Raw genomic sequence first — 18,680 nt, 5'->3', positions numbered from 1 at the left:
ATTCTCCGTTAGTTGTTGCGGGCCGCTTGGCCCGGATATTGCGCCACACCCGACAGCGAGTTTCTTTGCCCGATATTGCTGCTGCGCACGACTTCCCCGGATGCCCGGTCGATGATCACGACTTCGCCGGTGAAGAAATTGCCCACAATGATGCCCTCTCCGTCAACCGTGGGCCCCGACGCCGCCCAACCCGGACTGCCCATGGCGTGATAGCGCAGCGTTTCGCCGCTGTGCTGATCGAGGACCACCAGGCCGTTGCCGGTGCTGATCAAAAGGGATCCGTCCAGCATCGACATGAGCGTAAGGACCATGAACACGTCTTCGTCGGTGTCGAATACCCGCAAGTCCGGTAGCTGCCGGTCGTTGGCGAGGTCGTATTGCATGACGCGGTTGCCGGTTTCGGAAATATAGATCATCCGGGCGTCGTCATCGGTGAGCACGGTCGAGGTCACGCCATGGATACCCGCCACGCCGCCGTGTGTGTTGCTCTGGTACTCCTTGAGCAGCACGGCGTCCGCGCTGAACCGGAAGATATTGCCGTCGCCGATCGAATCGCGCCCCGGCAGCAGGTTGAAGACGGTGGTATTGGTGGGAATGCTGGTGTTGGTACCCTGCAAGTGCTCGCCGAAATAAAGGCTGCCGTCGGCGCCAAAAGTGACGCTGCTCAAGGAGCGCTCGGAAAACCTGCGAATCGGCTTCTGCACCCCGTCGGGGCCTACTTCCACCACGGCCGGCTGCCCCTGTGCGAAGGCCCAGAGCGTGCCGTCGGGGGCGAAATTCAGGCCGCCGATCTTGTGCGTGGTGCCCTCCGTGTAGAGCACCCCCTTGAGATTGAGCTGGGCGTCGTATTGCAGGATGCGGCCGGTCCCCATGTGGTCGTCGGTTGGATGATCCATGATGGTGGCGGCCACGAAAATATCACCCCGCACAAATGGCTGGAATGTCGATTCCCGTTGGTCGGCGGCCAACGCCACGTTCGCCGCCAACACCAGGGCGACGGCTGAAATAGCTGCGCGATTCATCAGTTTTTTCGCTCCGAGGTACTCAGGGGCGGACATCACCCGCCTCCCGCACTTGCGCCGGCGCTTGCAGCGCAGCGGATTGCAGGCGGCTGGCCGGCTGCGTCGAAATCCCACGCCAAGTTGCCGGCATGACGCTCATCGGGGTCGATGAAGCCGTTGAGGTTGGAATCGCAATAGACATCGATCAGATCCAGGTATCCGCCGCGCTCAAGACTCCAACCACTCTGCTCCGCCGTCAGCTTTGCAATCATGGAAGCGCCATCGGCGCCGGCGGCCGCCGACCAGAAATTATTGTCTTCTTCGCCGTCCACTGCAAACCCCGAAATCCCGCCCGATGACCCCGAACTGCGCACCTGCGCACTCGAATAGCTGCGGCGGATGCTGCCGTTGTTGCGTCCCACCAGGCCGCCGACGGCCTCGGCCCCGAACACCGCGCCCGCGGCATAACTGTTGCGCACATCGCTCAGGGAATTGAACCCCACCAGGCCGCCGATATTGCTGCCGTCCCCCTCCACGGCCGCGGTGGAATAGCTGTTGCGCACCTTGGCGTCGGTGTTCATCCCCACCAGGCCGCCCAGATCGTTGCCGCCCACCACCGACCCGTCCGCGTAGCTGCCCAGAATCAGCCCGAACGTGTTGAGGCCCACCAGCCCCCCGAGCCCGCGGCTGCCGGACACTCGGGCGCTCGACCGGCTGTGATACACGCCGCCGCGCACATCGCCGATCAAACCACCGATGGCCTGACTGCCCGATACGCTGCCTGCCGATTCGCTGAACGCCACCATTCCGCCGCTGCCTCCCACCAGAACGCCCAGCGCAAGCTCGCCCGCCACTTCGCCCTCGGCCCGGCAGCGATAGACCATGCCGAAATTGCTGCCCACCAGAAGCCCCACACCGCCGCGGCCGATCACCACAGCATCCTCGATGGCCAGGTTGCGAACGGTGCCCCGCGCGCCCAGCACTCCAATCAGCCCAATGCCGCTGCCGCCAGGCCTGGAGATGCGTAGCCCGCGTATTGCGTGGCCCTGGCCGTCAATCACGCCCTGAAAGCCGTACCGGTCGAGGCTGATCATGCAGTTGCCAGCCGGCCCGCAGTCGCCTATGGGTTCGAAATTTTCCACGCCCGAAGCATCGAGATCGCGGACCAACTGGTAGTTGCGGGCCATGCGGACCTCACGGTCGAGCGTTGTGGCGGAACCAGGCTGGGTTCCGAGGTTGCCTATGGCCTGAAACTGCCGAATATTGCAGATTTCGAAGAATCCGTCGTTGTTGGCGTCGCGCACGAATTCACCGGCGTCATGCGGCGCGGCGTCAAAGGCGTCCACCAAGCCGTCGCCGTCACTGTCGGTGCTCTCATCGCCGGTTGCGGGCACGCAAACGGAAGCAGGCGGTGCCGCCGCAGCCTTGCGGGCGTCCGCAAGCGCCTGCGCCAGCATGCTGTTGTAGCGAGCGATGTGATCGCTGTGGTCGAACTGCCGGGGACGCCCGGATTCCGCAGGCGGACCGCCCCGGCGTGGCGGACCGCCCTGCTGCTGCGCGCCGGCGTCGGCGGGAACACCCGCCTGCAGACGCTGGCGGATTTCCTCCGCTGTCAGATAGCCCGGCTGACTCGCGTAGTAGGCGGCAATATCCTCCAATTCCTGATCGGTCCGTCCGAGCACCGACCCGCGCATCAGCGAATGGGCACGCCCGCCGTCGCGGTATTCCTTCAGCGACAGGAATAGATACCGCTCGTGCTGACCGCCGATCTTGGGATTGATGGGCGACCGACTGTAGCCGTCCTGCCCATGACAGGCAAAGCACTCCCGGGCCAGCCGCCGGCCACGCTCCGGATCGCCCTTGGCCAGCGCCGCTGGAGCGGCGAAAAAACACACCAGCAACGCCGTCATCAGGATCAAAGTCCAGGGTTTTGCCGTCATCTCAATCACTTCGCAGGAGGAACGCGCAACCCTCTTGGGGGTAAACGCGATACGGGACGCTTGATTTGTCCGCAACAGGCAGCCAACGATACAACAAGCAATTGCAAAGGTGGTGGGCAACCGCTAAAATCCGCCGTCCGCGCAACGAGGAACGCGCCTTGCCGACCGTACGGGTAAAAGAGAACGAAGTTTTTGACGCGGCCTTGCGCCGCTTCAAGCGTGCCTGCGAAAAGGCCGGCATTTTGGCCGAAGTTCGACGGCGCGAGTTCTACGAGAAGCCGACTCAGATCCGCAAGCGCCAGAAGGCAGCCGCGGTAAAGCGCCAAGCCAAGCGCACCAGCCGCGAAACCAACCGCCGCCGCCGCCTCTACTAGCGCCCGTTAACCCAGCCGGCCCCTCCCCCCCGGTTGCATCCGGGGGTGATGAAGGCAATCCCACAAGGATGTGCTTGCCGGCGCATCTCAAAAACACGCGCCAGCTAAAGGCTCCGCCGTTCCCTCTTTCCGGAACCTTCCTGAGCCAGGAATGACGAGGGAGAGCCCACAAGGACGCGCTTGCCGGCGCATCTCAAAAACACGCACCAGCTAAAGGCTCCGCCGTTACCTCTTTCCGGAACCTTCCCGAGCCAGGGACGGCGAGGGAGAGCCCACACGGATGTGCTTGCCGGCGTGTTCCGGAAAGAGGGAACGGCGGAGCCGAGGTACCGCACAAAGCAGCAATTCCCCCCGAACCCCGAAACCCACTTGGGCAGGACGCTCTGATGGTGCAATATGCAGGCACATGGCGGGGTCTATTCCAAACGAGTTCATCGACGATCTGCTGGATCGCGCCGACCTGGTGGAAATCATCAGCGAGCGCCTCAAGCTTACCCGCGCCGGAAACGAATACAAAGGCCTTTGCCCATTTCACCAGGAAAAGACGCCTTCCTTCACGGTAAGCCCCAGCAAAGGCTTCTTTCACTGCTTCGGCTGCGGCGCCCACGGCAGCGCGCTGGGCTTTCTGATGCAGCACGACCGGCTGGATTTCCCCGCGACCGTCGAGGCGCTGGCCGGCCGCTACGGCCTGGAGGTACCTCGCAGCGGCCCCTCACGACCCTCGGGCAAAGGACTCTACGACCTGCTGCATGCCGTGGCGCGTCACTACGTGGAGCAGCTCAAGAACCACTCGGCGGCCAAGGAATATCTCCAGGGCCGCGGCCTGAGCGGAATCATTGCGCGCGACTTCGCGCTCGGCTATTCGCCCAGGAGCGGCAGCCTGCTGGCGCGTTTCGGACAAACCGACGCCGACCGGCGCCGCCTGCTTGAGGCCGGACTGTGCCTGAAGGGCGATTCCGGGGAGTTATACGAGCGCTTTCGCGACCGTATCATGTTTCCGATCCGCAACCATCTCGGTCGCGTGACCGGCTTCGGCGGCCGCGCAATGGGCGACGCGCAGCCCAAGTACATGAACAGCCCCGAAACCCCGGTATTCCACAAGGGACGCGAGCTCTACGGCATATTCGAAATGCCCCGGCGGCAAGTCGAGCAATGCGTGCTGGTGGAAGGCTACATGGACGTGATCGGGCTGGCCCAGAATGAAGTGGCGGGCGCTGTAGCGCCGCTGGGTACGGCAGTAACACCGCGCCAGTTGACGCGGCTTTTCGGCATTTCTCCACACGTGGTTTTCTGTTTCGATGGTGACGCCGCGGGCCGACGGGCCGCCGAGCGCGCGATGGAACGGACGCTCCCGGAGATGCGCGGCGGGCGCGAACTCGGTTTCGCGTTCCTGCCGGAGGGCGAAGACCCCGACAGCTTCGTGCGCTCGCGCGGTGCGGCTGCGTTTCACGACATCCTCAAGCAGGCCACGCCGATATCCGAATTCATGATTTCCAGCCTGGCGCAGCAGTGCGAGCCGGCCACTGCCGAGGGACGCGCCCGCATGGCCGAACTGGCTCGGCCACTGCTGCGCGCTACGCCTGTCGGCGTGTACCGCGACTTGCTCCTGGCGCGCTTGGCCGAGGAGGTGCAGCTTGGCGAGACACGGCTGCGCCAGCTTCTGGAAACCCCGCAACGCCGCCCGACCGCCGCGCAGCCGAAGCCAGCCGCGGCGACCGGGCCATTCGACGCGCTCGGCGAATCCCTGGCCGGTTTGATCCTGAACTTTCCCGAGCTAGCCGCGACCAGCGGCCCGCTGCCGGAATGCGAGCGGCTCAAGGAGCCGCGCATCGCGCTGTTCAAGGAACTGTTCGAACTCGCGCGCGCCACGCCCTCGGTCAAGGCTGCAAAATTGCTCGAACGCTACCGCGAACGCGCCGAATATGCGCTGGTGGCACAGCTCGTAGCCAGGAATCTGGGCCTTACACCGCAACAGGCGCAAGTTGAACTCGGCGAAGGCGTCGAGAAGCTGGTCCGCGAGAACAAGCTGCGCCGGATGGCCGCGCGCACCCCCGCCTGAGCCGGACGCCCTGTATGATCGGCGCTCTGCAACAGCGAGCTTGAGCATGGCGCAACGTATCTACCTGGGAATCATGGCGGTGCTGTTTGTCGCTTCCGCCGCTTTTGCCTACCTCAATCCGCAGGGCATGGGCGCGTGGCTCGGGATTGCGTCGCTGGAGGAGTCCGGCCACACGGAGATTCGGGCTGTGTATGGCGGGCTGGTGCTCGGCAATGGACTGCTGCTGGCGGCCGGAATCTGGTCCAGGAACCTGGCGCTGGCCGCCTTGCTTGCGACGGTGTTCGGCCTGGGCTGCCTGGCGCTCACGCGTCTGATTGTGGCGGCCTTGTTCGGCGCGCCCGGCATCGAACCCAACCAGGGAATCGTCATCGCCTTCGAACTGGCGGCGGTGATCCCGGCGGCATACTTCGCGCGCCGCGCGCTTCGCGAAGACCGCAACTTGAGCGCGGACCGCTACTGAAAACTGCCGCAACGCTTCGCCAAGCTACCGCATCCGAGCAGACTCAGCGAACGAAAAATTCGCAAGTATTGACAAATGCGCGATAATTTACTGTTTGACCTTTGCGGAGATACCGGCCGGCCATGACCGCAGAATCCACCACCCAGCGCGCGCCGCAGCGCAACTGGTTCAAGAACCTGATTTCGCTCGGGCGCCAGCGCTCGTACATCACGCATACCGATCTGACCGACCAGCTTCCCGACGAAATCGTGGAAATGGAGCAGATCGAGGAAATCATCAATGTGCTCCGCGACATGGACATCAAGGTGTACGAGGAAGACGAAGTTCCCGACCCGGACACCCTGGCGCTGTCCGAAGGCGAAGCCAGCGACGATTCCGACATGGCGGAGGCCGAAGATGCAATCAGCGCCTTCGAGGTCGAGCTGGGACGGACCACGGATCCTGTGCGCCTCTACATGCGCGAGATGGGCTCGGTGGAACTCCTCACCCGAGAGGGAGAAATCAGCATTGCCCGGCGGATCGAGCAAAGCCGCGGGGAGATGAAGCGCCTGATGGCCTACTACCTGCCCTGCGTGCAGCACCTGGTGGAGCGCTTCGCGGACTGCCGGGAAGGCCGGCTGAAGCTCAGCGATCTCGTTGCCGGCATTATCGACCCCGACGAGCCCGAAGACCTGCGGCCGGCGGCTGAGCGCGACCCTTCGGAAAACGCCAATCGAAAGAAGCCCCCCGATCCGCAGGAACTCGAACGGCGAATGCTGGCGCTCAAGGCGCAGTGCGATCGTGTGCATCGCGCCCTGCGGCGCGTACGCGCCCAGGAACAGCAGGCTCAGAGCGGCGACGCGCCCGAGCATTTCAAGCTCTCCTGCCGCAACCTGAACCACGCCCAGCAGATCTTGAGCCGGATGCTGCTGGAGCTGAAGTTCACGCCGCGAGCCTTCGACGGCATGCTCGGCACGCTGCACAGCGCCATGCGCGCACCGCTACTCGACGAGGACGCGCTGTTTCCGTCATCGGTGGCCGGGTGCGAGAAGCGGCTGCGGCAGATATACGTGCGCAAGGCGAAGGTGCCGGGCAAGGAATTCAAGCAGTACTTCGCCACCGACCCCAGCAGCGACAGTTGGCTGGAGGAAATGCTCAAGAACGAGGAATACGGCCCCGCACTGACCCCGCATGCCGAAGAAATACGACAGCTCACGCGGCGCTTGCGGCGGGTGGAAGAGAGCTGCTGCCTGCCTATCAATCGCTTCAAGGCGATACCGGCGGACTCCAACGGCAAGCCGATGGCGCGCGGCATCAAGGAGTTGTATCGCGAAATTTCGCACAACGAACTCAAGGCCAAGGACGCCAAGAAGGAAATGGTGGAGGCCAACCTGCGCCTGGTGATCTCTATCGCCAAGAAGTACACCAACCGCGGCCTGCAATTCAACGACCTGATCCAGGAGGGCAATATCGGGCTGATGAAGGCGGTGGACAAGTTCGAGTACCGGCGCGGCTACAAGTTCTCGACCTACGCCACCTGGTGGATCCGTCAGGCCATTACCCGGTCAATTGCCGACCAGGCGCGCACCATTCGCGTACCGGTGCACATGATCGAAACCATCAACAAGCTCAACCGGATTTCCCGGCAGATGCAGCAGGAGATGGGTCGTGATCCGACGCCCGAAGAGCTGGCGCTGCGGATGGAAATGCCGGAGGAAAAGGTGCGCAAGGTGCAGAAAATCGCCAAGCAGCCCATATCGCTGGAAACGCCGCTGAGCGAAGACGAAGATTCGCACCTGGGCGATTTCATCGAGGACCAGAACGCCACCTCGCCCATGGACGTGGCCACCACCCGCGGGCTGGAGGAAACGATGCGGGATGTGCTGGCGTCGTTGGGCGCGCGCGAGGCCAAGGTGCTGCGGATGCGGTTCGGCATCGATATGAACACCGACCACACGCTGGAAGAAGTCGGCAAGCAATTCGACGTGACCCGCGAGCGCATCCGACAAATCGAGGCCAAGGCGCTGCGCAAGCTGCGCCATCCTTCGCACGCCGAGCGCCTGCGCAGCTTCAGCCACGAAGAATAGGCCGGCGCGCCCGGTCGGCCGGACCAGCGCCTGCGGAACACAAAGCCTGATTCAGGCGGCGGTAGAGGCGGCGTCTATGCGCCTGTGTAGCTGCTGCGAAGCGGGGCGACGCGATTGAATATCAGGCGCTTGGGCGACGATTCCTCGCTGTCGGGAGTGAAGTAGCCGAGACGTTCAAACTGCCAGGTGTCGCCGGCGCGCGCCGCAGCAAGCCCCGGTTCAACGCGGGCGTCCGGCGCCAGCTCCAGGGAGGCTGCGTTGACCTGGTCCGCTAGCGGCGGCGAGCCGGATTCGAGATCGGGCCGCTCCACCGTGAACAGCGGTCGATACAGCCGCAGCTCCGCCGGCACCGAGTGCTTCGCGCTTACCCAGTGGATCGTGCCCTTCACCTTGCGTTGGGCGCCTTCGCCGCCGCTGCGCGTATCAAGATCTACGCTGCAGCGCAGCTCCGCCGGCTGGCCCTCGGCATCGTGCAGCACATCGTCGCAGCGAATGATGTAGGCATTGCGCAAACGCACCTCGCCGCCGGGCCGCAGGCGTCGGAAGCGGCGCGGTGGGTCTTCCATGAAATCGCTCCGTTCGATATGCAGTTCGGCAGAAAAGGGTACGCGGCGGGTGCCCATCTCCGGTCGCTGCGGATGATTGCTGGCGAGCAGTTCCTCGAAGTGGTCGGCGGGCAGATTCGTCAACACGACCTTCAGCGGCCGTGCCACCGCCATGGCGCGCGGGGCGTCGCGGTTCAGCGCTTCGCGCACCACGCTTTCGAGTTGATCGGCGCCGATAAGCTGCTCCGAGCGCGTCACGCCGGCACGGGCGCAGAACTCGCGCAACACGCCCGGCGGATAGCCGCGCCGGCGCAGCGCCGACAGCGTCACCAGCCGCGGGTCGTCCCAATCATCGACCGCACCCGTGCGGATCAACTCGGCAACCCGGCGCTTGCTGGTAACGGAATGGCCTAGGTTGAGGCGCCCGAACTCGTATTGGCGGGGGCGGGTTTCGAGTGTCAGACCGCAGTGATCCAACAGCCACTCATACAGGGGACGATGGTCCTCGAACTCCAGCGTACAGAGCGAGTGCGTAATGCCTTCGAGCGCGTCACTCAGAGTGTGGGCGAAGTCGTACATCGGATAGATGCACCAATCACGTCCGGTGCGCGCGTGTTCCACGTGGCGCACGCGATACAGAACCGGATCGCGCAGATTGATGTTGGGCGAAGCCATGTCGATGCGCGCGCGCAGAACCTGCTCGCCGTCGCCAAACTCTCCGGCCCGCATGCGCCGGAACAAGTCTCGATTCTCCGTCACCGAGCGGTTCCGGTAGGGACTGTTGTGTCCGGGGCTGGTGAGGGTGCCGCGGTCGGCAGAAATCCGCTCCGCCGAACTGCTGTCCACGAAGGCGTGGCCGCTCTCGATCATGCGTTCGGCAATCTCGCACAAACGCGGAAAGTAGTCCGAGGCATGGGTCACCAGCGGGGTTTCGAATCCCAGCCAGTTCACGTCGCGGCGTATGGCGTCCACGAAAGCCTGTTCCTCGGCGCTCGGATTGGTGTCGTCGTAGCGCAAGTAGCAGACGCCGCCATGTTCGGCGGCTACGCCGAAATTCAGGCAGATCGACTTCGCGTGGCCGACGTGCAGGAACCCGTTGGGCTCGGGCGGAAAGCGCGTTACCACGCGCCGGTGGCGGCCGGCCGCGAGGTCGTCGGCGACAATCCGCCGGATGAAGTCCTTGCTTGTCATATCCGGCGGACTGCGCGGCGGGATCAGGAAGTCTCGGGCAGGAATTCGCTCACGATGTCGCGGCGGTGGTAAACCGGGCAGAAGAACCGGCCGGCCGCGCGCAGTTGGGTGAGCCACCGGATCTTGGCGCCATTCTTGCGGTTGGCCAGCACCTTCTCCACCAGCCAGGGGGTCACGCGCTCCACCTTGTCGCCGAGAATGTTGAAGACCTTGCGTGCCTGAGCCGCGCGCCCGGTGTCGGAGCGCGCAGCCAGCAGCGCCATGTCGGTCATCACGATGCCGGGGCTGAGCGCGCCCACGATCACGTTGCTGCCGCGCAATTCCTTGGCCAGCGAGCGCACCATGTAGGTGATCGCGCGTTTGGTGGCGCCGTAGGGCGTAAACCCCGCCGAGGTCATGCCATTGCTGCCGAAGCCTTCGAACAGGTACACCGCGCCGCCGCTGCTCTGCGAGCGCATGCCGTTTATTGCAACCCGGCAACCGTTGAACGAGCCCAGCAGGTTGGTATCCACCACCTCCGCCAGTTCTTCGGGAGGCAGGTCGCTCACGTTGATCCGACGGTTGCTGATGCCGGCGTTGTTGATCCAGATGTCCACGCCGCCGAAGCGCTTCGCCGCAGCATCCCAGAGGGCCTGAACGCTGGCATGGTCGCTCACATCGCAGCCTTGCCCCAGCACTTCGCCGTGCTCGGAGAGTTTCGCGGCGGCTGCCAGCGCGCTGTCGCCAGTGCGCCCGCACACGACCACGCGATGGCCGCGCTTTAGGAACTCGCGCGCCAGCCCGTAGCCGATGCCGCGTGTGCCGCCGGTCACCACCACTGTCTTCGCATCCGACATGTTCGTTCTCGCCGTTGCTGCAGGAGGGGCGCTAATCTATCACGCTGGAAATCCCGTTTATGCCCAATGCCTACGCATTGACGGGAGTCGCCGAGCCGGCCTATATTTCCATCCTGCCAACCGCCGCTCGAAATGGAGCGTCGGCAGCCATTGCCTACCAGGAGTTGAATATGAACCCGAACCCCTGCGCCCGTATCGCCCTGACCATTGTCGGCGCGGCCCTGCTGGCGCCGATTGCGCCGGCCCAGGAAGCCCTTGAGGAAATCATCGTTACCGCCCGGCAGCGCCAGGAGAGCCTGCGCGATGTGCCCGGCACGGTGCGGGTGCTGACCGCCGAGGATATCGAGCGCTCGGGCATACAGCGCGCCGAAGACTTTGTCTATATGACCCCCGGGGTATCCATCGTGGACACCGCGGAAGTGGGCGACACGCAGGTGAATATTCGTGGCATCAACGGCGCGCGCGACGCGGAAAACTCCTACGCGCTGATTGTTGATGGCGTATTGATGACCAATCCGGCGGCGCTCAACCGCGAGTACGCCGATCTTCGCCAAATCGAAATCCTCAAGGGGCCGCAGGGCGCGCTGTACGGCCGCAACGCCGCGGCGGGCGCGATCGTCATCACCACCCACAAGCCGAACGGCGAGACGGGAGGCTACTTCAAGGCAAGCGGCGCGGGCGACAACACCTGGCTGTATTCGGGAGCTGTGGAAGGAGCGCTGGCCGAAGGCATCAACTTCCGCCTGCAGGGGGACTACCGCACCACCGACGGCTTCTACGAAAACACTTATCTCGGCCGCGACGACATCGTGGACGACTACCGCGGCCACAACATCAACGCCCGCGTAACCTGGGATTACTCCGACGCCACGAGCTGGGACCTCAAGTTCCGCCGCGGCGAGGTTAGTGCAGCGTCGATCACGTTCAACGCGGCGTTCCACCTGCCGCTGTTCGCGCAGTTGTTCGGAGTGCCGCAGTTCTTCGAGGACGTAAACGACCACGAATTCGCATTCCAGACCAACATCGACCCCGGCAACGAGCAGGAAGCAACCGAGTTTTCCGCCCGCGTCGATCACGGCCTGGGCTGGGCGGACATGAGCGCCTGGTTCCTGTTCAGCAAGATCGACAACAACCTGAGCGCCGATGGCACCAGCGGCGCGTTCGGCTTTTTCAACGCCAACCAACAGTGCCTGGATTCGACCACGGAGGCGTTCAATGCCGGGGTACGGCTGCCGGCCCCCACCTACCTGGGGCCCGACCCCAACTTCCCTGTCTCGCTGCTTGGCCCCTACACTCCGATCGCCTGCGACGGCACCCAGTACCAGGAGCGCAAGCAGACCGACTACAGCGTTGAGCTGCGGCTCAATTCCACCGGCGGCGGGCCGCTGGGCTGGCTGGCCGGGGCCTACTTCCTGGATATCGACCGCGAAGTGGGCGTGAACACCGGCCTGGACCTGGGCAATGGCATCACCACCGAGCTCTACGTTCCGCAAACCGGAGCCAACCCCACCGAGCAGCTCGTGCATGATCGGTTCAGCAACCGGGTGCTGGCGGCTTTCGGCGAGCTTTCCTATGCCATGAGCGACACCACCGAAGTGTCGCTGGCGCTGCGATTCGACAGCGAACGGCGCGAAGTGGAAAACCTGGTGCCGGTCAATGCGCTGAGTCAATACATCGACTGCGACGGCCCGCCCTACACCGGCGCGGCGCCGATCAACCCCGGACTGTGCCCGGGCGTGAACCCCGAAGGCCGGATTGCTCCCAAGGAACGCACGTTCAGCCAGTTGCAGCCCAAGCTGTCCCTGACGTGGGACGCGACCGAGGACTGGACTCTGTTCGGCAGCGCCGGCGTGGGCTTCAAGAGCGGTGGCTTCAACAATCAGGGCGCCAAGGCTACCGTGGACATCTTCATCAACGGCCTGATCAACGATGTTTTCCTGGCCAATCTGGGCGCGCCGCCGCAGGCGCCGGTAGGGATTACCGACGATGTGGACAAGGAAACCTCGTTGTCGCTGGAAGTGGGCGTGAAAGGCAGCCTGCTGGGCGACCGCCTGCGGCTGGAGGCCACGGCCTTCAACGTGCAGGTGGACGACATGCAGTTCTTCGAGTTCCTGGTGGGCCCCTTCGGTTTGCTGCGCCTGAACGGCAACCTCGACGAGGTAAGCCTGCAGGGCGCTGAAGTGGGCGCGAGCTGGGCGGCAACCGATAGCCTCGACCTCTACGCCGGCTGGGGCTACGTGGACAGTGAAATCGAGGCCAACAGCGTGCGTCCGGACACGGTCGGCAACAAGTCTCCCTATACGCCGGACTGGACAGCCAGCGCCGGCGCCCGTTTCGTGATGCCGCTGGTTGGCGACTGGCAGTTCGCGGCCTCGGCGGACGTGTCAGCGGTCGGGAAAACGTGGTTCCACGTGGTTCAGAACCAGCAGCGCGCCACGCTTTTCGAAGGCGTTGCCAGTGACTTCACGCCTACCAGACGCGACAGCTACACGGTGCTGAACGTGCGCGCCGGCATCGAGAACGACCGCTTTTCGGCGGTGGTTTTCGCCAAGAACGCGACCGAGGAGGTGTACCTGGAGGAAGTGATCCCGGCGCCGGAATTCGGCGGCACCTTCATCCATCCGGCCGACCTGCGGCGTGTGGGCCTGGAGCTAACCGCGCGCTTCTAGGCGAAGCGGAAGCTCACCGCTGCTGGCGGCGCAACTGCGAAGAGGGGGAACATGCCGGAATGAAGACACGCAAGGGCTACGCCGACGGCCCGTACGGGCAGGTTCACTTCCAACAGGCGGGCAGCGGGGCGCCGCTCCTGCTGCTGCACCAGTCGCCCAGCTCGTCGGAAATGTTCAAGGCGGCCTATCCACTGCTGGCCAAGCGCGGCGTACAAGCCATTGGCGTGGATACGCCCGGCTTCGGCCAATCGCATGCACCCGATGAACAACCCACGATCAAGGACTACGCGCAGGCCATCCGCAGCGTGATCGATCACCTGGAGCTAGCGCGCGTGGCGGTGCTCGGTCACCACACGGGTGCTTCCATCGCCGCCGAACTGGCGTTGCTGGAACCCGAACGGATTACCTGCGTGATCCTGAACGGCGCTCCGCTGCTGACGAGCGAGGAGCAGGCGAAGTGGCGAGAGGCGCTGCGGCAGCAACCGGAAACCCCCGTGCAAGCCGACGGCAGTCACCTCATGGACATGTGGAACCGCCGGCTGCACTTCACGCCCGGCTGGACCAGCCTGCGCGCCATGCACGACGGCGTGATTCAGATGCTTATTGCCGGCGAAACGGCCAAGTTCGGCCACGCGGCGGCGTTCTCGCATGATCTGTCCGAACCCTTACGCCGAATAACCCAGCCGACTCTGGTGTTCACCAACACCGGCGATGACATATACACGCAAAACCGGCGGGTGCTGGAACTCCGGCCGGATTTCGAATACGCGGAACTGCAAGGCGGCACTCACGACATCGTGGACGAGCAGCCCGAGGAATGGACCCGCATAGTGGCTGAATTCGCGCTTCGCTCGGCCTGAGGACCAGCCATGACCGACACCCTGGGATGGCGCATGAAATTTGGTGTGGTGGCGCCCTCCACCAACACCAGCGTGCAGCCGGAATACGACGACATGCGCCCTCGCGGCGTGACCAACCACTTCTGCCGCGTGTGGATACCTGACGATCCGGTCAACAGCGACGAGGAGTTTCTCCAGCTCATGGAGAACATCCGGGCGGAAACGGAGACCGCCGTCGATCGCGTGATGACCTGCAGCCCGGAATACGTAGTGATGGGAATGTCGGCGGAGACCTTCTGGGAGGGCGTGCTCGGAGCCGAACAGCTCAAGCAGAATCTCGAAAAGCGCGCCGGGGTGCCGGTGGGACTGGGTTCGCACGCCTGCCGCGAAGCCATCGCCCGCTATGGCGACATCAAGCGCATCGGCGTGATCACTCCGTACATGCCGGTGGGCGACAAGGAAGTGCGCAAATTCTTCGAAGGCTGCGGATTCGAGGTCGTGCACCTGCTGGGGCTGAAGAGCAAGAGCCCCATGCTGATCGCGCACGAAACGCCGGCCACGCTGCGCCGCGCAGTCCAGGAGGTGAACGACGATTCGGTGGAACTGATCATCCAGGTGGGCACCAACCTGGCCTTCGCGCATATCGCGCCCGAAGCGGAAGCCTGGCTCGACAAGCCGGTGCTGGCGATCAACACCTGCACCTACTGGTATGCGCTGCGCGAAAACGGGATAGAGGACAGGATGCACGGCTTCGGCTCGCTGCTGGCCGAACACTAGGTGGAATACGCCTACACGCCGATTTCGCAGCGGCCGCGGCTTGCCTGGCCCGACGGCAAGCGTGTCGCGCTGCTGATTACCTTCAACCTCGAAACCTGGGACCTCGTCAAGGACACCGACGCCCCCTACTACGCAGGCGGCCCGCCGGTGCTGCCCGATGCGCTGCCTGGTCGAGTGCCCGATTTCCCCAACTACACCTGGCGCGAATACGGCCAGCGGGTGGGCATATGGCGGCAATTCGAGCTATTCGATGCGCTGGGAGTTACGCCGGGCTGCACGCTTAACGCCGTAACCTGCGAGCGGCGCCTGCCGATGGTACGCGCCGCCATGGAACGCGGCTGCGAGCTGATTGCGCACAACTACGAACAGGGCGAGCTGCTCACGGACTTCTCCGGCGACGAAGAGCGCGAGCGCGAAGTCATCCACCGCACCCTGGATATTTATGCGCGCACGGTGGGGCGCAAGGCGCGCGGCTGGCTATCCTCGTCGCTGCGCGGCACCGTGGCGACGCCGGGCATCCTGGCCGAGGCCGGGTTGCTGTTCTACTGCGACCTGATGAACGACGACCAGCCCTACCTCGTGCATACGCCGCACGGCGATATCGTGTCCACGCCATACTCCAACGAGATCAACGACTTCACCCTGCTCACCCGGCGCGGCCACACCACCAGCGAGTTCCGCGACATCCTGATCGAAGAACTCGATGTGCTCTACGCGGAGGGCGCCACCCAGGCGCGCATGATGAATGTCGGGCTGCACCCTCACGTGTCCGGCCGCGCCTACCGCATGCGCGCCCTGCGCGAATTCATAGAACACGCCAAGTCCCTGCCCGGCGTTTGGTGGACCACCCGCGAAGAAATAGCCAACTGGTACCTGAAGCAAACCCAGCCTGGCTAACCCGAAACAAAGGTGTGTCAGTGAACCGTACCAGTGGAGTGCCCCCGGAAAACGGTCAGCAAGGGCAGCATGAAATTGGAATGAAGCGGCAATGACACCATTTCGCGTAGCAAGCGCACCATCAAATCCGGGTCTTTCATGGATTGTCATCCTTGCGCGGACTTGAATCGTTTGCATCGGGACAGGAAGCGGCTGTTGCCGTCTGCTCCATGCTGTCCTCGTCCTCAAGGAAATTGCGCAGGCTGTTTTTCAGCCGGGCTTGCTGCGCTAATTCGCACTCCCATACAACGAGAACACCCCATCCCGTTTCCCGGAGGGCATGCCAATTGTCTCGGTCGCGCACGACGGTGCGCGCAAGTTTAGGCAGCCAGTATTCCTGGTTGGACTTGGGCTTCCGCACCAACCTGCAATTCTTCTCATCGTGCTGGTGCCAGAAGCAGCCGTTAACGAAGATTACTTTTTTTCTCGAATGAAACACGAGGTCGGGACGACCAGGCAAGTCGTGGCGGTGAAGCCGATATCGGTAGCCCATGGAATGAACCATCCGACGCACGATCATTTCCGGCTTCATGTCCTTGCTGCGGATTGCGCGCATATTGGCGCTGCGCGCGTCGGGGCTTACATGGTCCATTGGCTTGGCGGGTTATTTTTCTTGTGTGCAACTCCCGAGCACTCTATTGGCGGGAGAGAGCTCTTCGGATTTGCTTGCAGAATTCATCTCTGTCAGGCGCTTCCTTGTAAAGCACAGCCTGCTGCAGGTTGGAATGACTAGTACCCTCGACTGAGGAGAGAACAAGCCTTCGGCCGTCCGAGTTGCCAGGGTCATCCTCGTACCTATAAGACATGAAAATGATGTTGACGGTGCTATCTTGCACATCTTGCGTCCGCATGAATTGCGCTTTGCCACACACGTAGTCGTACAACACATCTTGCATCACTGCCACAATTTTCGTGCCCCAGTGGTGATGAAAATATCCCTTGCGAATCAACTGCGTGATGTAGCGCTTGTAAACGTTGTCATAGTTCAGACCATAGTTTTTCTTGGCCTCCAACTGCCTTCCCTTCCGCAGCGCTGTGTAGGCATCGTTTACGGTTCCAGTTATATCGATCGCCTGCAATTCAACCGACAGGAATTGACCTACACCCCCCTCTTCATCGACATCGGCTAACACGAAATCGACGTTGCCAAATCCCGTCATCTTTACCTCGCGGGCTACTTCCGGATTAGCCGGAGGATCACCGGGCCAACAATGTTCGACGACGTCGCTCAAGAAATCGACTTGGTGAAAGCGTTTTGGACAAACGCATACCGAGCGCCCCGATCTCCAAATCGAGCAAACCGGGTAAGGCTCCTCAAGCGACGTACTGCGCTTGACACACTCCAAGCCCATGAAGGGGCAGACGAAGGAGTGGGCTGATGGATCGAACCCTGGCTCCGCGGCCCTGCCGAGAACCTCGCAGATGTACTCCCTCGGATCAGACGGCAATTGCTAATTCCAAACCGGGGTCGTTTCGGTATTCCGAGGTGGGGAACTGCATTGCATTCAGCATTGCTTGAGCGACGCATTTCCCCAAAATCGGCGGCACCGCGTTGCCGACTTGAACAAACTGTTCGGTTCTGGGGCCCCGAAACCGAAAACGGTCCGGGAAAGATTGCAGACGCGCCGCTTCGCGCACGGTCAATACCCGGTCTTGCTCCGGGTGAATATATGCGCCCCAATGGATGTCGCATTTTGTGAGTATCGTGCTTGACAGTCCATCTCCACGGAGCCGCCCGTAACGCTTGGTATGGTCGCACCGGCGCGCCTTTTTCATGCCAGCCGGCAATAGATCATATGGAATGTCGCGCCAGCTTCCTCCCGGTCCGATATGCCTCATGCGCCGCAGGTTTATCGAGGTCAGGCGGGGCGCGGCGTGGTTATGCACAACGACCGTGTCGCCGCGCATCATGGCTTGAAAGCCCGAACTTGCCGGCATGCGATAAGTGGTTGGGCCGAGGTCTTCTCCATTCTGGAGAATCGGCAAGTCGCCAATTGCTTCTGCTACCGTTACAAACGGCAGCAGACCACTACCATGTGTCGGCCTTGGCCATAGCACCGGCAAGCCCAAGCGATTGCCGACGAAGAATATCCGCCGCCGCTGTTGCGGCACCCCATACTCTTCTGCCTTCAGTATCCGCATATCCACGCGGTACCCCAATGCGGAAAGGCCCGCCAGGATATCGCGCACCGCCTTGCCTTTGCCCGCGGAGGAAATGCCCGTCACGTTTTCCATCACTACCCACTTCGGCGCCAACCCCTTAACAATGCGCAGATATTCCTCGAAAAGCCTGCTACGCTTGTCGTGAAGCCCCCGCTGATGGTTATAGACGCTGAATGCTTGACAGGGGGGGCCGCCGATCAGGCAGTCCAATTCTCCCTTGCTCAACCCGGTTGCCTTCAGCAAGCAGCCGGCTGTGATTTCCTCGATGGCCCCGGGGAAAAACTCGGCTGCGTCATGGGCCGCTCTGAATGTGGCTCCGGCATGCTCGTCAAAATCGTTGCCGGCCAGAATCGTGAAGCCTGCCTGCTGAAATCCCTCGGAGAGACCACCCGCTCCACAGAACAGATCAATAGCAGCGACTTCGCTCACAAGGCTAACTCCTTCGACGAATGCTGGACTGACATCCTTGCCGCCCTATTTCCCGCTGGCTCGCGCGCCTTCCGCCCCTGACGCGGGCGTGAAGCTCAAAGGAAGCTGAGGTGCGTCTTGCCGGCACCTCTCAAGAAAATCACCTATGGCGCGCCGGCTAAGCCATGCCATCGACACCTGATACCGACCGGCCAGCCCGGACAGTTCCTGATATTGGTCTGCGGAGAGATTTACGCTAACTCTGTGCTTGGCGGCCAAAGCAGATTGTTCTCTTGACTCAATCCGGTGATGCACCATGCAGCACCCTGATGCATAGTGCATCAGCTCGAAAGAAGAATCAAGCTACATTCGCGTTCATATCAAGGCCGCAATCCTCATTGATGGGGCATTCCAAA

At 62.9% G+C, this 18,680-nt stretch carries 16 protein-coding genes; 8 read left to right on the top strand and 8 right to left on the bottom strand.

Annotation, left to right across the window (positions count from 1 at the left end; genetic code table 11):
• Positions 1 to 8: 8 nt before the first annotated feature.
• Together ACWCOO_RS02895 and ACWCOO_RS02890 are read right to left on the bottom strand one after the other, a co-directional pair.
• Positions 9 to 1,022 (bottom strand): hypothetical protein, encoded by a 1,014-nt coding sequence (locus ACWCOO_RS02895; protein ID WP_446831469.1) that lies wholly within the window; start codon positions 1,020 to 1,022, stop codon positions 9 to 11.
• Between the two features lie 35 nt (positions 1,023 to 1,057).
• Entirely contained in the window at positions 1,058 to 2,941 is a 1,884-nt protein-coding gene (locus ACWCOO_RS02890) for a c-type cytochrome (RefSeq protein ID WP_446831468.1), read from the bottom strand.
• A 158-nt stretch (positions 2,942 to 3,099) separates the two neighbouring features.
• On the opposite strand from ACWCOO_RS02890, the gene rpsU reads away from it, so the two are divergent.
• The 4 genes from rpsU to rpoD all read left to right on the top strand — a co-directional run bounded on the left by rpsU (position 3,100) and on the right by rpoD (position 7,900).
• Positions 3,100 to 3,315, top strand: a complete 216-nt coding sequence (gene rpsU / locus ACWCOO_RS02885; RefSeq protein WP_446831985.1) for a 30S ribosomal protein S21 — start codon at positions 3,100 to 3,102, stop codon at positions 3,313 to 3,315.
• A gap of 406 nt (positions 3,316 to 3,721) precedes the next feature.
• Positions 3,722 to 5,374 carry a DNA primase gene (dnaG, locus tag ACWCOO_RS02880; protein WP_446831467.1) on the top strand — a complete coding sequence of 551 codons (1,653 nt, stop codon included), beginning with the start codon at positions 3,722 to 3,724 and terminating at the stop codon, positions 5,372 to 5,374.
• Positions 5,375 to 5,420: 46 nt separating this feature from the next.
• Entirely contained in the window at positions 5,421 to 5,834 is a 414-nt protein-coding gene (locus ACWCOO_RS02875; protein WP_446831466.1) for a DUF4345 family protein, read from the top strand.
• Between the two features lie 122 nt (positions 5,835 to 5,956).
• Positions 5,957 to 7,900: an RNA polymerase sigma factor RpoD gene (rpoD, locus tag ACWCOO_RS02870; RefSeq protein WP_446831465.1), complete on the top strand. Its 1,944-nt coding sequence runs from the start codon at positions 5,957 to 5,959 to the stop codon at positions 7,898 to 7,900.
• 74 nt (positions 7,901 to 7,974) lie between these two features.
• On the opposite strand, the gene ACWCOO_RS02865 is transcribed toward rpoD, so the two are convergent.
• Positions 7,975 to 9,636 carry a glutamine--tRNA ligase/YqeY domain fusion protein gene (locus ACWCOO_RS02865; protein ID WP_446831464.1) on the bottom strand — a complete coding sequence of 554 codons (1,662 nt, stop codon included), beginning with the start codon at positions 9,634 to 9,636 and terminating at the stop codon, positions 7,975 to 7,977.
• A 23-nt stretch (positions 9,637 to 9,659) separates the two neighbouring features.
• Positions 9,660 to 10,472, bottom strand: a complete 813-nt coding sequence (locus tag ACWCOO_RS02860) for an SDR family oxidoreductase (protein ID WP_446831463.1) — start codon at positions 10,470 to 10,472, stop codon at positions 9,660 to 9,662.
• 59 nt (positions 10,473 to 10,531) lie between these two features.
• Between ACWCOO_RS02860 and ACWCOO_RS02855 the strand changes: the two genes are divergently transcribed.
• The 4 genes from ACWCOO_RS02855 to ACWCOO_RS02840 are packed head-to-tail and all read left to right on the top strand — an operon-like array spanning position 10,532 to position 15,654.
• A complete protein-coding gene (locus ACWCOO_RS02855) occupies positions 10,532 to 13,141 on the top strand; it encodes a TonB-dependent receptor (protein ID WP_446831462.1) in 2,610 nt (869 codons plus the stop codon).
• Positions 13,142 to 13,200: 59 nt separating this feature from the next.
• Entirely contained in the window at positions 13,201 to 14,001 is an 801-nt protein-coding gene (locus tag ACWCOO_RS02850; RefSeq protein WP_446831461.1) for an alpha/beta fold hydrolase, read from the top strand.
• Between the two features lie 9 nt (positions 14,002 to 14,010).
• Positions 14,011 to 14,757, top strand: coding sequence for a maleate cis-trans isomerase family protein (locus tag ACWCOO_RS02845; RefSeq protein WP_446831460.1), 747 nt, complete (start codon positions 14,011 to 14,013; stop codon positions 14,755 to 14,757).
• Positions 14,758 to 15,654, top strand: a complete 897-nt coding sequence (locus ACWCOO_RS02840) for a polysaccharide deacetylase (RefSeq protein WP_446831459.1) — start codon at positions 14,758 to 14,760, stop codon at positions 15,652 to 15,654.
• Between the two features lie 17 nt (positions 15,655 to 15,671).
• Here ACWCOO_RS02840 and ACWCOO_RS02835 read toward each other — a convergent pair whose 3' ends face one another.
• From ACWCOO_RS02835 to ACWCOO_RS02820, 4 genes are all read right to left on the bottom strand, one after another.
• Positions 15,672 to 15,794: a hypothetical protein gene (locus tag ACWCOO_RS02835; protein WP_446831458.1), complete on the bottom strand. Its 123-nt coding sequence runs from the start codon at positions 15,792 to 15,794 to the stop codon at positions 15,672 to 15,674.
• A complete protein-coding gene (locus tag ACWCOO_RS02830) occupies positions 15,791 to 16,285 on the bottom strand; it encodes a very short patch repair endonuclease (RefSeq protein WP_446831457.1) in 495 nt (164 codons plus the stop codon). The genes ACWCOO_RS02835 and ACWCOO_RS02830 overlap by 4 nt, the downstream gene beginning before the upstream one ends.
• A gap of 43 nt (positions 16,286 to 16,328) precedes the next feature.
• The gene (locus tag ACWCOO_RS02825; RefSeq protein ID WP_446831456.1) at positions 16,329 to 16,925 is read right to left on the bottom strand and encodes a NotI family restriction endonuclease; all 597 of its coding nucleotides are present in this window, start codon (positions 16,923 to 16,925) and stop codon (positions 16,329 to 16,331) included.
• Positions 16,926 to 17,130: 205 nt separating this feature from the next.
• Positions 17,131 to 18,285 (bottom strand): DNA cytosine methyltransferase, encoded by a 1,155-nt coding sequence (locus ACWCOO_RS02820; protein WP_446831455.1) that lies wholly within the window; start codon positions 18,283 to 18,285, stop codon positions 17,131 to 17,133.
• Positions 18,286 to 18,680: the final 395 nt, after the last annotated feature.

The sequence above is a fragment of the Candidatus Foliamicus sp. genome (assembly GCF_965221325.1).
Taxonomy (GTDB): Bacteria; Pseudomonadota; Gammaproteobacteria; order Steroidobacterales; family Foliamicaceae; genus Foliamicus.
The sequence above is the reverse complement of the archived record's forward strand: the minus strand, read 5'-3'. Positions and strand labels throughout refer to the sequence as shown.

Excerpts from the sequence above, each read along its gene's own strand:
- ACWCOO_RS02895 (WP_446831469.1), bottom strand. The coding sequence starts at position 1,022 with ATGAATCGCGCAGCTATTTCAGCCGTCGCCCTGGTGTTGGCGGCGAAC.
- ACWCOO_RS02890 (WP_446831468.1), bottom strand. The coding sequence starts at position 2,941 with ATGACGGCAAAACCCTGGACTTTGATCCTGATGACGGCGTTGCTGGTG.
- dnaG (WP_446831467.1), top strand. The coding sequence starts at position 3,722 with ATGGCGGGGTCTATTCCAAACGAGTTCATCGACGATCTGCTGGATCGC.
- ACWCOO_RS02875 (WP_446831466.1), top strand. The coding sequence starts at position 5,421 with ATGGCGCAACGTATCTACCTGGGAATCATGGCGGTGCTGTTTGTCGCT.
- rpoD (WP_446831465.1), top strand. The coding sequence starts at position 5,957 with ATGACCGCAGAATCCACCACCCAGCGCGCGCCGCAGCGCAACTGGTTC.
- ACWCOO_RS02865 (WP_446831464.1), bottom strand. The coding sequence starts at position 9,636 with ATGACAAGCAAGGACTTCATCCGGCGGATTGTCGCCGACGACCTCGCG.
- ACWCOO_RS02860 (WP_446831463.1), bottom strand. The coding sequence starts at position 10,472 with ATGTCGGATGCGAAGACAGTGGTGGTGACCGGCGGCACACGCGGCATC.
- ACWCOO_RS02855 (WP_446831462.1), top strand. The coding sequence starts at position 10,532 with ATGCCCAATGCCTACGCATTGACGGGAGTCGCCGAGCCGGCCTATATT.
- ACWCOO_RS02850 (WP_446831461.1), top strand. The coding sequence starts at position 13,201 with ATGAAGACACGCAAGGGCTACGCCGACGGCCCGTACGGGCAGGTTCAC.
- ACWCOO_RS02845 (WP_446831460.1), top strand. The coding sequence starts at position 14,011 with ATGACCGACACCCTGGGATGGCGCATGAAATTTGGTGTGGTGGCGCCC.
- ACWCOO_RS02835 (WP_446831458.1), bottom strand. The coding sequence starts at position 15,794 with ATGAAAGACCCGGATTTGATGGTGCGCTTGCTACGCGAAATGGTGTCA.
- ACWCOO_RS02830 (WP_446831457.1), bottom strand. The coding sequence starts at position 16,285 with ATGGACCATGTAAGCCCCGACGCGCGCAGCGCCAATATGCGCGCAATC.